Origin of the sequence: Bacteroides sp. D22 (assembly GCF_000163675.1) — a bacterium.
Classification (GTDB): Bacteria; Bacteroidota; Bacteroidia; order Bacteroidales; family Bacteroidaceae; genus Bacteroides; species Bacteroides xylanisolvens.
In genome coordinates this window covers 76,916-91,950 of sequence record NZ_GG774803.1, presented here as the reverse complement: position 1 = coordinate 91,950, position 15,035 = coordinate 76,916, and the positions used below count along the sequence as shown (strand labels likewise).

The following is a 15,035-nucleotide window of genomic DNA, read 5'->3' as shown; positions in this document are numbered from 1 at the left end:
AATACCCCCTTTAAAATAGGGGTACTTTCAGAAAAAACATATAATTTTGCACCATCAACCGATAAAAAGTAGACCATTTATGTCAAAAATGCGTTTTTTTGCCTTACAAGAGCTTTCCAACCGGAAACCTCTGGAAGTAACTGCTCCTTCCAACAAACTCTCTGATTATTATGGTAGCCACGTGTTCGACCGCAAGAAGATGCAGGAGTATCTTCCCAAAGAAGCCTACAAAGCTGTAACCGATGCTATCGAAAAAGGTACGCCTATCAGCCGCGAAATAGCAGATTTGATTGCTAACGGCATGAAAAGTTGGGCCAAGTCACTCAACGTCACTCACTACACACACTGGTTCCAGCCTCTGACAGACGGAACAGCCGAGAAACATGACGGTTTTATCGAATTCGGCGAAGACGGCGGAGTAATCGAACGCTTCTCCGGAAAACTACTGATCCAGCAAGAACCGGATGCCTCTTCTTTCCCTAACGGCGGTATCCGCAACACTTTCGAAGCACGAGGATATACAGCCTGGGATGTTTCTTCACCAGCATTCGTGGTAGACACCACTCTTTGTATCCCAACTATCTTCATTTCTTATACAGGCGAAGCACTGGATTACAAAACTCCATTATTGAAAGCACTTGCCGCCGTAGATAAAGCAGCAACGGAAGTCTGCCAACTATTCGACAAGAACATCACACGCGTATATACCAATTTAGGATGGGAACAGGAATATTTTCTAGTCGACTCTTCCTTATATAATGCACGCCCCGACCTCTGCCTGACAGGACGGACACTGATGGGACACTCTTCCGCCAAAGACCAACAGTTGGAAGACCACTATTTCGGCTCCATCCCTCCACGTGTCACGGCATTTATGAAAGAACTCGAAATTGAGTGTCACAAACTGGGTATTCCCGCCAAAACCCGTCATAACGAAGTAGCCCCCAACCAATTTGAGTTGGCCCCTATCTTCGAAAACTGCAACCTTGCCAACGACCACAACCAGCTTGTCATGGATTTGATGAAACGTATCGCAAGGAAACATCACTTCAATGTACTCCTACACGAAAAGCCATACAGCGGAGTAAACGGTTCGGGCAAGCACAACAACTGGTCGCTCTGCACCGACACCGGCATCAACTTGTTCGCCCCCGGAAAGAATCCGAAAGGAAACATGCTATTCCTCACTTTCCTGGTAAACGCCTTAATGATGGTTTATAAAAACCAGGATTTACTGCGTGCCTCCATCATGAGCGCCAGCAACAGCTACCGTTTGGGAGCCAACGAAGCTCCTCCCGCCATTCTCTCCTGCTTCCTGGGTTCACAACTATCGTCCACTCTCGACGAAATTGTCCGCCAGGTAGGAAACGAGAAAATGACACCGGAAGAAAAAACCACCCTGAAGTTAGGTATCGGACGCATCCCCGAAATCCTACTGGATACTACCGACCGTAACCGCACCTCTCCTTTCGCATTCACCGGAAATCGTTTCGAGTTCCGTGCCGCAGGTTCGTCTTCCAACTGTGCCGCCTCCATGATTGCAATCAATGCCGCCATGGCAAACCAGTTGAACGAATTCCGTGCATCAGTAGAAAAGCTGATGGAAGAAGGAGTAGGCAAAGATGAAGCCATCTTCCGCATACTGAAAGAAACGATTATCGCCTCCGAACCGATTCGTTTTGAGGGCGACGGTTATTCTGAAGAATGGAAACAGGAAGCCGCACGCCGCGGACTGACTAACATCTGCCACGTACCGGAAGCCCTGATGCACTATATTGACAACCAATCCAAATCAGTGCTGATTGGCGAACGTATCTTCAACGAAACCGAATTGAACAGCCGTCTGGAAGTGGAACTGGAGAAATATACCATGAAGGTGCAAATCGAAGGCCGTGTACTGGGCGACCTCGCCATTAACCACATCGTACCGACTGCCGTTGCCTATCAGAACCGGTTGCTCGAAAATCTTCGCGGACTGAAAGAAATATTCCCGGCTGAAGAATACGAAGTGTTGAGTGCCGACCGCAAAGAGCTGATCCGTGAAATTTCACACCGGGTCACTTCCATCAAAGTACTGGTTCGCGAAATGACCGAAGCACGAAAAGTAGCCAACCACATGGAGAACTATAAGGAAAGAGCATTTGAGTATGAAGAAAAAGTACGCCCGTATCTCGATCAGATCCGCGACCACATCGACCACCTAGAGATGGAAGTAGACGACGAAATATGGCCGTTACCCAAATACAGAGAACTGTTGTTTGCTAAATAAAATGCCTATAAGATTGCACGAAAGCTCCCACTTTTGTGCAATCTTTTTATAGATTCGTTCATTTTCTCATTTTTTCTTTTTACTTTTGTGCTGTATAACACAGTTTTGTAGCACTCATGGTAAAAATGAATATGTCAGACATCGATATTTCGGAACCGTTATCCGATATGTTAGCTCCTTTAAATAACGAGCAAAAGGAGTTTCTGATGAACAATTATACGATACAAACCTACAAAAAAAATGAAACCATCTACTGCGAAGGGGAAACACCTTCTCATCTGATGTGTCTTATCAGTGGGAAAGTAAAAATCTTCAAAGATGGCGTGGGAGGTAGAAGTCAGATTATTCGCATGATTAAACCACGCGAATACTTTGCTTATCGTGCTTATTTTGCCAAACAAGATTTTGTAACTGCCGCAGCAGCTTTCGAACCCTCTGTTGTTTGTCTGATTCCTATGAATGCTATCTTAACTTTAGTTGCCCAGAATAATGACCTGGCTATGTTTTTTATCCGCCAGCTTTCTATTGATCTCGGCATCTCAGACGAACGCACTGTCAATCTGACACAAAAGCATATCCGCGGACGCTTGGCCGAATCTCTCATCTTCCTGAAAGAAAGCTACGGCTTGGAAGAAGACGGATCTACTTTGAGCATTTATCTTTCACGCGAAGATTTAGCTAATCTCTCTAATATGACTACTTCGAATGCTATCCGCACATTGTCACAGTTCGCTACGGAACGACTGATTACAATCGACGGAAGAAAGATCAAAATCATCGAAGAAGAAAAGCTGAAGAAAATAAGTAAGATTGGATAAGAAAATTCCTGCACCAGTCGCTCCACCCTAAATAGTGAACATACATATAGAAAATATAATTGCAGACATCAGACGTGGTAACAAACAGGCTTTCAAAAAGCTATTTGATGACTACTATCCTATTCTTTGCGTGTTCGCATCCCACTATATTGAAGACAAAGAAGTTTGCAAAGACATTGCGCAAGATGTATTGTTAGCTTATTGGGAACGGAAAGAAGATTTCGACAACATTTTGAAAGTAAAAAGCTTCCTTTATACCGTCACCCGAAATAAATGTCTGAATCACCTAAAACATGAACAATTAGATATTCCTAATTTTTCCGGACAGGAAGAATTCGATAGTGGTTTTGAAGCTGCTATTATCGAACAGGAAACATTCCACATGGTTCGCAAAGCGGTAGAAGAATTGCCTACCCAAATGCGAAATATCATCTTATACTCTATGAAAGGGTTAAAAAACCATGAGATTGCTGACAAATTGCAAATTTCAGAAGGCACTGTCCATACGTTAAAGAAATTCGCCTATCGCAAACTTCGCGAAAGTCTCAAAGGCATAAATTACACCTTATTACTATTTTTATGCAAATAAAGTAACTTTTTGATTACCCCGTTTTTTCGATTGGATTGTTTTACTTATATAACAAATCGAAAAAACGATGAATTCATTCAAAGAAAAATTTAAAATTGCAAAAATCTTAGCTTCCTTATTTACTCATTCGTCTACTCCCGAAGAGAAAAAAAACTATCATGCGTGGTTGGATGAAAATCCGGAGCATCAAAAAATAGCCGACCGGATATTAAATAAGGAAACGTATGAAGAAAACAGCCGGTTAATAAAAAGCTTCTCTTCACAAAAGGCATGGGACAGAATCTATCCGCTACTAGGAGGAGAAAAAACATCCGGTTTTCTTTCATGGAAAAGGAGTCTGAAATATGCGGCTCTTCTTTTGCTATTGTTAATACCGATTTCATACCTTATTTATAATTGGGTAGCCGGAGAACCAATCGGTGAAATCACTCCAGGAACCCATGGCGGAGAACTGACTTTAAGTAATGGCAACACCTTCAACCTTTTTGAGAATGTCCTTCCGGAGGGTGCAACTGAAGTGTTCATCATTGACTCCAAAGGGATAAATTATCAAACTCCTGCCAACAAGCCCAAAGTGAAAGAAATCAAAAATACGCTTCGTACACTGCATGGTATGGAATGTCACATTGTCCTTTCGGATGGAACAAAAGTACATCTGAACGCAGAATCACAACTGACTTATCCGATTTGTTTCAGCGATAAGGAACGCATCGTACAGGTTGAAGGTGAAGCCTATTTTGATGTTGCTCCAGATAAAGCACATCCTTTTATCGTGCAAACACCGCACACTTCTATTCGGGTGACAGGAACTTCTTTCAATGTAAGGGCTTATGCGGATGAAGAAGTGGAAAGTACTACACTAATTAGTGGAGCTATAGAGATTAGCAGTGAAAACGAAGATTATGAATTGATTCCAAACCAACATTTCGTATATGACAAAAATAGTCGGGAAAGTACCGTATCTAACGTAAATACAGAATTATACACTTCCTGGGAGTCCGGATCATTCATATTTATGAACGTTCCTCTTGAGAATGTAATGTCATATCTTTCCAAATGGTACGGATTCACATACACTTTTGAAGACGATGCAGCCAGACAGGTACAAATCGGAGCTTATCTCAACCGCTATGCAAACATGAATCCAATTATCGACATGATAATGGAATTAAATATGGTAGACATAAAACAAAGAGAAGGTATACTGCACATTTCTTATAAACAATAACTATTAATACATATTATAACTAACGCATTATGAAAAAACGAACACAATCCTCCTCAAAGGGAGTATCTTATGTAAGCAGAAATTTCGTTAAGCTCTGCCTTTTATGGATATTCTCCCTTTCTTCACTTATGATTCAAGCACAAGACAATCAGCGAATCTCCGTTGATCTGAGAGGCGAAAGCCTGGAATCTACGCTTTGGTATTTGCAAAACCGTACAAAATTCATCTTTATGTACGCAACAGAAGATATCGCTAACATAACCGATATCAGCGTAAGGGCAAAAAACAAAACGATCACCGAAATTCTGGATGAATGTCTGGAAGGAACTAACCTGACTTATGAAGTATCAGGCACTGCCATCGTTATTAAGAAAAGAAAGACTAATAAAATCACGATTAGTGGATGGATACGTGATGCAAGCGGTGAAGCACTTCCCGGAGCTACAGTCACTGTCCGAGGTTCAAAACATGGAGCTATCGCCGGACTAGACGGACATTACACTTTTAATATTCCTGCGCAAGAAGGGTTAATATTAACTTATTCATTCATCGGAATGGAGAAAAAGACTGTAAGATATACAGGAAAGAAAACGATTAATGTCACTCTAAACAGTTCCAGTACTGAAATTGACGAAGTGGTCGTAACCGGTTATCAGAATATTCAACGTCGTGACCTAGTAGGTTCTATTACCACAGTAAAAGCAAAAGATATTTTAATGCCTTCGTATACCACTATTGACCAAATGTTGCAAGGACGTGTGGCAGGTATGATTGTCACCAATACAAGTAGTCGTGTAGGTACTGCCCCGAAAATTCAAATCCGTGGTACCAGTACCTTACTGGGTAATCAAGACCCACTTTGGGTAGTCGACGGCATCATTCAGGAAGACCCCCTGGAATTGAATGCATCTTCTCTCATGACAGAGGACTTGAAAAACATTATCGGTAATCAGATTTCTTGGTTGAATCCTGCTGATATCGAAAGCATTAGTATTTTAAAAGATGCTTCTGCGACCGCTATTTATGGTTCAAAAGCATCGAATGGTGTTATTGAGATCACAACCAAAAAGAATACGACTGATCGTCTAAGTGTCAATTACACCTCTAATTTTGTAATGGGTACGCGTCCCAACTATGGACAGTTTAATTATATGAACTCCAAAGAAAGAGTACTATTCTCACAAGAAGCTTTTAACTGGGGAACACCTTATGGTGCAGAACCAATCAAACAAATATATACTTATGAGGGATTATTGAATATGTATCTATCGCACGATATATCTTCTGAAGAATTTCTGGCACAACGCAATGTTCTGGAAACACAAAATACAGACTGGTTCAAACTACTAACCCGCCGTTCTTTTAGCCATAACCATAATATAAGTGTTTCCGGCGGAACAAATAAATACAGTTATGCAGCTTCTATGGGATATTCCAATAGCGAAGGGCAGGAAATAGGAAACGACAGTGAACGTATGACCGGACGCGTTGCCATCACCATACGCCCGGTACAAAAACTAACGATTAATGCAACGATCAACGGTAGCGTAAGTACGAATAACGGTTTTGCCGGAGGAGTCAATCCTATGGGGTATGCTACTACTACCAATCGTTCTATAGACCCTGATGCTTACTATCAAATGAAAGCCTCATACCCATACAATAGCGGAGTCAAATCATTATCATACAATTTCGTAAATGAACGGAATAATAGTGGTTCTAAATCAAAATCAAGTTTCATGTCAGCTTCACTAGACTTGAAATGGAATATTTTGGACTGGTTAACTTACCAATTTACTGGTGGATATTCCAATAATAACAGCACAAACGAAGCTTGGGAAACAGAACAAACGTTTTATATTGCTGAAACATATCGTGGTTATGATTTCAACTCTGTCTCACCAAACAGTAAAGAGTTTGGAGCAGCCTTACTCCCATTCGGAGGCGAATTATTCACAAATAACGCACAGCAGTACTCTTACAACATCCAAAATAAACTGCAATTCAGTAAAGCCTTTAATAATGAGAACCGAATTAATGCTTTAGTAGGTATGGAATTACGTTCTTCCACTAATAAAGGTGTCAGCAATACGGTATGGGGATATGCCCCAGATAGAGGAGAAGTAATAACATTACCAACCACTCCACAAGCTTTTACACCTATTACAGGTTCTAAAGACGAAGGATGGGGGCTTTTAAAAAAGATATATGATGGTGAATGGAGAAAAGTCAATACTACAGACAATTACCTTTCCGTATTCGCCACATTGGCATATTCACTCAAAAACCGATATGTTGTTAATGCAAATATACGTAATGATGCATCCAACCGTTTCGGTCAGGATGCTAATCACCGCATTGATCCTACCTATTCATTCGGTTTCTCCTGGAGAGCCTCAGAAGAGGACTTCATGAAGAAATATGTAAAATGGATAACAACCTTAAACTTCCGCGGCACCTATGGTATTCAAGGAAATGCAGTAACGCGCATTAGTCCGGATTTGATTTTAAATCAGGGGAAAGTGGCTAATCTATACAATAGATATCAGTCTACCATCTCCCAAATCCCAAATCCGAATCTATCATGGGAACGTACCAAATCATGGAATTTCGGTGTAGACCTGGAATTATTCAGTATGTTTTATATGAATTTGGAATATTATACAAGACGATCCAATGCCATTGTTGAACTGGAATTACCTTATGAATATGGAATAACATCCATGAAACGCAACGGTGGTATTATCCACAACAGAGGTATCGAATACACATTAACTTTTACCCCGATACAGAAACGGGACTATGCATTAAGTGTCAGTTTGAATGCTTCCAAGAACTGGAATGAAGGCGGACATACAGACATTGATGTCAATGCAGCTTCCTTCTTAAGTGGACGTTCAGATATTGTATTAAAAGAAGGATATCCGCTCAGCAGTTTCTGGTCATACTCTTTTGCAGGATTAGACGGAAAAACCGGTGAAGCTTTATTCAATCTTTTGGATATTCCGGAAGAAGAACGTAGCAGACAAATAGATCCGACTACTTATCTGGTATATTCTGGTCAGAAAGAGCCTTATTTCACCGGTGGATTGAGCTTAAGTTTCCGCTATAAATCATTAACTTTAAACACCAGTTTTTCACTTTTACTCGGCAACAAGAAGCGTCTGCCATCACCATACAACCAATTCGCTAGTTCTTATTATATGCCGGATCCATATACAAATATAAACCGCGATTTACTGAACCGTTGGAAAGAACCGGGAGACGAAGCCCATACAATCATTCCTTCTTTACCCAAAGCAGGAATGGCTTATATAGAATTGCCCAACAATGAGAATGTTTATAGCATTCCATTATGGGAACAATCTGACGCTATGGTGGTCAGTGGTTCTTTCTTACGCTGCCGTAACATCGGCCTATCCTGGCAAATGAAACGTGAGTGGTGCGAAAAAATATATATGAAAAATCTATCACTCAACTTTAACATGGATAACATCTTTGTTATCGCCAGCAAACGTTTCAACGGTTTCGACCCGGAAGTTAGCAACAGTGTACTTCCACGGAATTATTCATTAGGTATTAACATTGGTTTCTAAAAAAATAAAAAGATAGACAATGAAAAGAATTATATATATACTAACAGGAATAGTCTTACTATCACTATCCTCTTGCTCAGATTTTCTAGAGCCTAAATCTCAAAGTGAGTACGTTCCCAAAGATGCAAATGCTTTGCAAGAAATGTTAATCGGTTCTGCTTATCCCAAACAGGATAAAAGCAATTTCCTACTACCCTTTCTTAGCTTCTTAGACGATGACATTCAGTTCCACAAAACTGATTATGAATTTAGCATCAACTCTCTAAAAAATATAGAAGCCAAACAAGCTGTTTATACATGGCAACCGGATATGTTTTTCATTATGGAAAGAAATGGTTATCCTCTTCAGAATATCTGGGAAGGATACTATAACTATATCTTAGGCGCAAATGCAGCTCTTGATTATATCGGTGACGTAAATGGTACGGAGGCTGAAAAAAATTATGTAATAGCCCAATCCCTCGGATTAAGAGCTTTCTATTATTTTATGTTAGTCAATCATTTTGGAGCACCATACAACTATAACAAACAGGCTTTAGGAGTTCCACTCAAACTAGACAGCAACCTGCTACCTGAAGACCAACTATTAATGACACGAAACACCGTTGAGGAAGTATACAACCAAATTGTGGACGATCTGAATGAAGCTGAACGTTTATTCCTTACTTTAAGCAAAGATAAACAATATGAACCGAATTATCTGGTTAGCCTTCCAATGATACAATTGCTGAAGTCCCGCGTCTTTCTCTATATGGAAAACTGGAAAGATGCAGCCATATACGCCAACAAAGTAATAAAAGACTGGTCCTTCGCTTTAGTAGACTTAAATAACCTCCCTTCTCCAACAGTGGCAGAGCCTTATTACAATTTTACATCTTTAAAATCATCTGAGGTTATTTGGTTATATGGAAGCGTTTCAGACTTAACTGTATTCAATGATGAGTCGGTAGAGTATGAGGAAGAAGGTTACTTCGGTAATACCACCACCTATTACCGAGAAGCTTTTATCGCTTCTGATAACTTGATTGAAAGCTTTGAAGATGGAGATTTAAGAAAAGAAAAGTATATAGCAAAAGAGTTCAATAAAGATGATAAAGTTTTCTATGAAGACTCTTATACTACTTTCGGCAAATACAAACTTTCAGCTACAGGTGAACCTAGTGGTTCGGAAAACTTTGCTTTATCCTTCAGACTAGGTGAGGCTTATTTAAATCTAGCAGAAGCAGCTGCCCATAATAATGACGAGAGTACAGCACTATCTGCTTTAAAAACCTTACTGGCTAAACGTTATGAACCCGACAAATTTGTTGAGCCTACCGGATTAACAGGTGATGCGCTCAAAACTTTCATCAAAAATGAAAGAAGAAAAGAACTTTGTTTTGAAGGGCAACGATGGTTTGATCTCCGACGCTACGGAATGCCACAAATTATTCATAGATGGGGAGAACAGGTATATACATTAAAACAGAATGATCCTTCCTATACCATGCCTATACCAGACGCCGTCTTAATTAAAAATAAAAAACTGGAGCAGAATCCTTTAGCTCCAAAACGCGAAAGTTAATAGTATATATCTTATGAATTAAACAAAAGAAATGAATATGAAAAAAATATATATATTATGGGGATTACTTGCTTGTATGGCATTATTCACCTCATGTTATGAAGAAGACACACTGACTCCTACAGAAGGAGGCATTGAATTACGCTTTAAAGTACCTCAAGGAAATAATAGTTGGGACGATGACATCGCCCAAATATACGAAGACTATAATGTATATCTTATTTATAAAGATCTGCAAAGGGCTGATTTTAATCGCAGCTGGACAGGCATATCATATGGTAGTGGCTACGAAGGCCAAGGCTGTGTAAACGACGAAATGACCAATTACTATGTCGAATTTATGAAAAAGCATATCTTTGCATACTTGAATCCGCCGATCACATCTAAAGTTCTGCCTATGTATTGGTATTTGGGATACAATGTCTATAGCAAAAGCGTATTAGAAGTTGGAGGCGTAATCCTAGCAAGCTGGATTGTACCCATACACGAAAATTACGATGGGCTGGATTATTGGTGCACTTGTATGTTTGGAGAAGACAATCCCAGCGATCCTTATTTAATCCCCACAGACAGAGCACTCCTTGACAGACGCCGGAAAATGATATTGGCTCCCGTATTGGAAAAAGCAGTAAAAGCCGGAAACATCATTATACCTGAAGAATTTGAAGTGGGATTCGACCATGTCACTAATCTGATAGCAGGCTTGGGAATGGAAGATGACCCAAACTATTATCTTACCAGAGGATATCCGGGAAGTGTAAACACGTATGTATTCAATAGTATCAGCGAACCAGCCAACAACTCTTATCCTCCAACCAATGAAGAGACTTTTATAGGATATATGCATCTTTCCATGTACTATAACCAAGCACGACTAGCAGAGGTATATCCGGCTGATAAATATCCTTTTCTCACCGAAAAGTTTGCTTTCGTACAGAAATATTTAAAAGATAAATATCAGATCGATCTGGAAGCAATAGCCAACGGACCGGAAGACTGGGATTTACCTTTACCTCCAATACCGGAGACTCCAGATGAAGAATAACAACTCTGATAATGAACTATAAACTCATAATAATGACAAAAGTAAAAAATCTATTATTAACCATATTACTCTTATGCGGTACCACCATATGGGGAAATAACGGGCTAAGAATATCAGGAAGAATAAAAGTATTAAAGCCAACGACTTTACAAATAAAAGATATGAATGAAGGCGTTGTATTAAGCTGCATCATCGGTACTAATAACACATTCAGTACCGATGAAATAAACATCATTCCTGATGTCTACAAACTCTATTTAGGAGAAACCGAACAGAATATTTATCTGGAAAATAACCCGGTAACAATCAATGGCTACTTCGACGAAAAGAACCCTGAACAAAGTTCGCTTTCATTCACTGGCATCGATCCGTTTCTGACTTTACAAAACTATATGCCAGCAGAAAAAGACCCGGATATAGCAACGATTTCTACTTCCGTCAAAGGAAAACTAACTCCCTCCATGGCATCTGCATTAGCCTATCTGGCAGATGTAAATGATTACCAATCCAACAAGATGCTATTGGACATGATACCGGAACAAGACAGAAAGTCTTTATCTGCCAAATGGCTGGTAAACAGGGTAGAAATCCTCTCCCACCAAATCATTGGTGCAGAATGTCCCGACTTTACTTTCACAGATGCCAACGGAAAAAACGTAAGTCTGAAAGACTTCCGTGGGAAAATTGTCGTACTTGACTTCTGTGCCTCCTGGTGTGGTCCTTGTCGTAAAGAGATGCGTAGTATGCTAACCATATACAATGAATTGAAGGCTGACGATCTGGAATTCATCAGTGTCTCGCTGGATGACAGCGAAGCAAAATGGAGAAAAATGCTGGATGAAGAAAAATTGCCGTGGGTGATGCTATGGGATAAGACAGGATTCCCTAAAAACAGCAAGACTCCAAGTGCTATCCAGACTGATTACGGCTTCTACTCCATCCCTTTCCTTGTAGTCATTGACAAAGAAGGCAAACTTGCTGCACGCAACGTCCGGGGTGAACAAGTACGCGAGGCCATTTTAAAAATAAGACAATAAACAAACTATATAAATTATAACTCTTTTGACAATGAAGAAACTTATATTTCCAATCGTATGCTGTTTTATCAGCGTTACTGTATCAGCCCAGTTAATCAAACCAAAGGCAGAAACACAAAAAAAACAATCCGAACTGGACTGGTTTAACTGTTCTTTCGACCAGGACAGTGTATACGGAGCTGAAGTAAACAAAGCTTATGATTACCTGAAAGCCAACAAAAAGAAAGCAAAGAAAAGACCGGTTGTTGCACTGATCGGAACCGGAATGGACGTAGAACACGAAGACCTAAAACACGCAATCTGGATCAACCCAAAAGAAAAGTCAAACCAAAAAGATGATGATAAAAACGGGCTTGTTGACGACATCAATGGCTGGAACTTCATCGGTGGTAAAGACGGCCAAGTAATGGAAGCTTTGACACGCGAAGGAGAACGTGAATTCTTCCGTCTCAAAGATAAATACGCTGATTATATCTTTGACGGAAAGAAGTATTATAAAATAGTCAATGGAAAACGCCAAGAAGTCCCCGCACCGGAAAACATAGAAGAATATAATTACTATCGCTATAAAGTCATGCCGGAATCAAGAATCGGTGGAGCTTACGGCGGTCTTCAACTATCTTATGTTATAGAAGAATATGTTGAAAAGTTCGATAAGGACATGAAAAAACGTTTTCCCGGAAAAGAGCTGACTGTTGAGGACTTCCAAAGTTGTTATGATCCCAAAGCTGAAAGAGACAGTCTTTCTGAAGTCGCTTTTGTATTTACTGCCTACTATTTCAGCATCTATAATACGGATAAATGGGAACCTGTTTATCAGAATATGGGAAAGAAAAGTGTAGAAACAGGTAAAGCGTCTTATGAAGAGGCTTTAAAGAGATACGGAAGTGATAATCGAAAAGAAATTGTAGGTGACAATCCTCTGGATATTAACGATACGCATTATGGTAATAATGTACTGTTGACATCTGATGCGGCAACAGGCGTAATGAAGGCCGGCGTTATCGCAGCTAAACGTGACAACGGTATCGGAAGTAACGGTATTGCAGACAATGCAGAAATCATGACCTTACGCATCCACCCGGGAGAAGGAGAACCATACCTGAAAGATATGGCATTGGCCATCCGCTATGCAGTAAACCACGGTGCAGATGTAATCGTATTACCGGAACAAAACTCCATATATCCGAAAGAGCAGAAACAATGGGTGTCAGAGGCGTTGAAAGAGGCAGAGAAGAAAGGGGCATTAGTTATAGTTCCGGTTTGGGATCTATCAATGGATATGGATAAAGACGAATTCTTTCCCAACCGTAAGATGAATAAAGAGGGAGAACTTACTAATTTTATGGTAGTTGCTTCTTCAGACAAGAATGGAAATCCGGTATTGAACACCAATTACGGTGCAACTGCTCTCGATATTTATGCTCCGGGAACAGACATTTATTCATCTTATATGGGTGACACTTATCAAAAAGGAACTGGAGAAGGAATGGCTTCGGCTACTGTAGCTGGCGTAGCTGCTCTTGTGAAGTCTTATTTCCCAAAACTGACCGGTTCTCAAATCCGTGACATATTATTAAAAAGCGTCACTTCACGCAAAGGTGTAGAAGTAGAAAAAGGAATCCGCGTGAACGATAGCCCTTCACAAGATTTATTCCTTTTTGATGACCTATGTATTTCCGGAGGTATCGTTAATGCTTACCAAGCAATCTTGGAAGCAGAAAAAGTCAGCAAATAAAGATTAGTCTATGAAATATACTCGTCTAATAGGAACCGTCATTGCCTTTTGCATGGCGGTCCCTTTATTCGCCCAACAATATAAAGCAACCATACCTTATCGGATGGTAGGCGAAAAAATGGTTATCGAAATGAAAGTGAACGGCAATGCACGCCCTTTTATCTTTGATACCGGAGGGCGCACCGCACTTACCACTAAAGCCTGTCAAGCACTACAAATAACAGCAACAGACTCTATGAAGGTGACAGATGTGAATAACGTGGAAAGCTATTACAAAACTACGCGAATAGAAAATCTGACGACTCCCGATGATGTTATTAACTTTAAAAATGCCCCGTCGCTAATCATCAATGAAGTAAAAGGCTGGGAATGTTTTGGAGTAGATGGTATCATCGGAAGCGATTTATTTGCAAGTACTATTGTAAGCATTGATTCGCAGACTAAAAATATCATAGTCACATCTGCCGAAAAGCCTTCTACAGTATCTTTACGAAAAATGCTGAATTTCACGAAAGAAGGGGGAATGCCAATTGTCAATGTACAGATCGCTCCGGTCAGCAACATCACTGTATTATTTGATACAGGCAGTCCCAGTCTGTTATCTCTTATTGAAAGTGATTTTGAGAGAATTAAACCGGAGGCATCTATGGAAGTCGTTTCTGAAGGATATGGGGAAGGAAGTATCGGAGTAGCCGGACAAGCAGATAAAGCATCTTCATATAGAGTACATATTCCCTTATTATCAGTAGGAGCCACCAAATTCCGCAACTTAACGACCCATACAGACAAACACCCTTATACATTACTAGGTGTAAAGTTATTACAATACGGGAAAGTGACTATCGACTATCCACGTGGAAGATTCTATTTTGAAGCTTTCCAACCGGATAATGAAATCAACAATCAATGCAACAACTTCGATTTGACGGTCAAAGACGGAGACTTATTTGTATCTACCGTCTGGAGTAGCACGAAAGGTAAGATAGAAGTAGGAGACAAAGTGATTAAGATTAATGGCAAACCTGCTAAGAAATATGACTTCTGCGAAAGTATTCTGAACGGAATACCGGAATTGAAAGAGAAAAAACAGACGAAGCTAACGATTGAGACTGCTTCCGGAATAAAAAATATTATCTACAAAAAAGAATGAC

General features: G+C 40.1%; 10 protein-coding genes. All 10 read left to right on the top strand.

What is annotated here, in order from left to right:
- Positions 1–79 precede the first annotated feature (79 nt).
- The 10 genes from HMPREF0106_RS14935 (at position 80) to HMPREF0106_RS14980 (ending at position 15,034) form a co-directional block, all read left to right on the top strand.
- A complete protein-coding gene (locus HMPREF0106_RS14935) occupies positions 80–2,269 on the top strand; it encodes a glutamine synthetase III (RefSeq protein WP_009039695.1) in 2,190 nt (729 codons plus the stop codon).
- A 116-nt stretch (positions 2,270–2,385) separates the two neighbouring features.
- On the top strand, positions 2,386–3,087 hold the full coding sequence (locus HMPREF0106_RS14940) for a Crp/Fnr family transcriptional regulator (RefSeq protein WP_009039694.1): 702 nt from the start codon (positions 2,386–2,388) through the stop codon (positions 3,085–3,087).
- Positions 3,088–3,121: 34 nt separating this feature from the next.
- Complete coding sequence (locus tag HMPREF0106_RS14945) at positions 3,122–3,676, top strand: RNA polymerase sigma factor (protein WP_008645681.1); 555 nt, start codon at positions 3,122–3,124, stop codon at positions 3,674–3,676.
- 67 nt (positions 3,677–3,743) lie between these two features.
- Positions 3,744–4,904 carry a FecR family protein gene (locus tag HMPREF0106_RS14950; protein WP_008645680.1) on the top strand — a complete coding sequence of 387 codons (1,161 nt, stop codon included), beginning with the start codon at positions 3,744–3,746 and terminating at the stop codon, positions 4,902–4,904.
- 29 nt (positions 4,905–4,933) lie between these two features.
- Positions 4,934–8,500, top strand: a complete 3,567-nt coding sequence (locus HMPREF0106_RS14955) for a SusC/RagA family TonB-linked outer membrane protein (RefSeq protein WP_032851247.1) — start codon at positions 4,934–4,936, stop codon at positions 8,498–8,500.
- A 19-nt stretch (positions 8,501–8,519) separates the two neighbouring features.
- A complete protein-coding gene (locus tag HMPREF0106_RS14960; protein WP_004315454.1) occupies positions 8,520–10,064 on the top strand; it encodes a RagB/SusD family nutrient uptake outer membrane protein in 1,545 nt (514 codons plus the stop codon).
- A 31-nt stretch (positions 10,065–10,095) separates the two neighbouring features.
- Positions 10,096–11,109: a hypothetical protein gene (locus HMPREF0106_RS14965; protein WP_004315453.1), complete on the top strand. Its 1,014-nt coding sequence runs from the start codon at positions 10,096–10,098 to the stop codon at positions 11,107–11,109.
- An 11-nt stretch (positions 11,110–11,120) separates the two neighbouring features.
- On the top strand, positions 11,121–12,146 hold the full coding sequence (locus HMPREF0106_RS14970; protein WP_008771145.1) for a TlpA family protein disulfide reductase: 1,026 nt from the start codon (positions 11,121–11,123) through the stop codon (positions 12,144–12,146).
- Positions 12,147–12,177: 31 nt separating this feature from the next.
- Positions 12,178–13,884: a S8 family serine peptidase gene (locus tag HMPREF0106_RS14975; protein ID WP_004315451.1), complete on the top strand. Its 1,707-nt coding sequence runs from the start codon at positions 12,178–12,180 to the stop codon at positions 13,882–13,884.
- Between the two features lie 10 nt (positions 13,885–13,894).
- Positions 13,895–15,034, top strand: coding sequence for an aspartyl protease family protein (locus tag HMPREF0106_RS14980; RefSeq protein WP_004315450.1), 1,140 nt, complete (start codon positions 13,895–13,897; stop codon positions 15,032–15,034).
- Position 15,035 lies beyond the last annotated feature (1 nt).

What these genes read in the sequence shown, in the direction of transcription:
- HMPREF0106_RS14970 (WP_008771145.1), top strand. Translation starts at nt 11,121, where the DNA reads ATGAACTATAAACTCATAATAATGACAAAAGTAAAAAATCTATTATTA.
- HMPREF0106_RS14940 (WP_009039694.1), top strand. Translation starts at nt 2,386, where the DNA reads ATGGTAAAAATGAATATGTCAGACATCGATATTTCGGAACCGTTATCC.
- HMPREF0106_RS14935 (WP_009039695.1), top strand. Translation starts at nt 80, where the DNA reads ATGTCAAAAATGCGTTTTTTTGCCTTACAAGAGCTTTCCAACCGGAAA.
- HMPREF0106_RS14950 (WP_008645680.1), top strand. Translation starts at nt 3,744, where the DNA reads ATGAATTCATTCAAAGAAAAATTTAAAATTGCAAAAATCTTAGCTTCC.
- HMPREF0106_RS14960 (WP_004315454.1), top strand. Translation starts at nt 8,520, where the DNA reads ATGAAAAGAATTATATATATACTAACAGGAATAGTCTTACTATCACTA.
- HMPREF0106_RS14980 (WP_004315450.1), top strand. Translation starts at nt 13,895, where the DNA reads ATGAAATATACTCGTCTAATAGGAACCGTCATTGCCTTTTGCATGGCG.
- HMPREF0106_RS14965 (WP_004315453.1), top strand. Translation starts at nt 10,096, where the DNA reads ATGAATATGAAAAAAATATATATATTATGGGGATTACTTGCTTGTATG.
- HMPREF0106_RS14955 (WP_032851247.1), top strand. Translation starts at nt 4,934, where the DNA reads ATGAAAAAACGAACACAATCCTCCTCAAAGGGAGTATCTTATGTAAGC.
- HMPREF0106_RS14975 (WP_004315451.1), top strand. Translation starts at nt 12,178, where the DNA reads ATGAAGAAACTTATATTTCCAATCGTATGCTGTTTTATCAGCGTTACT.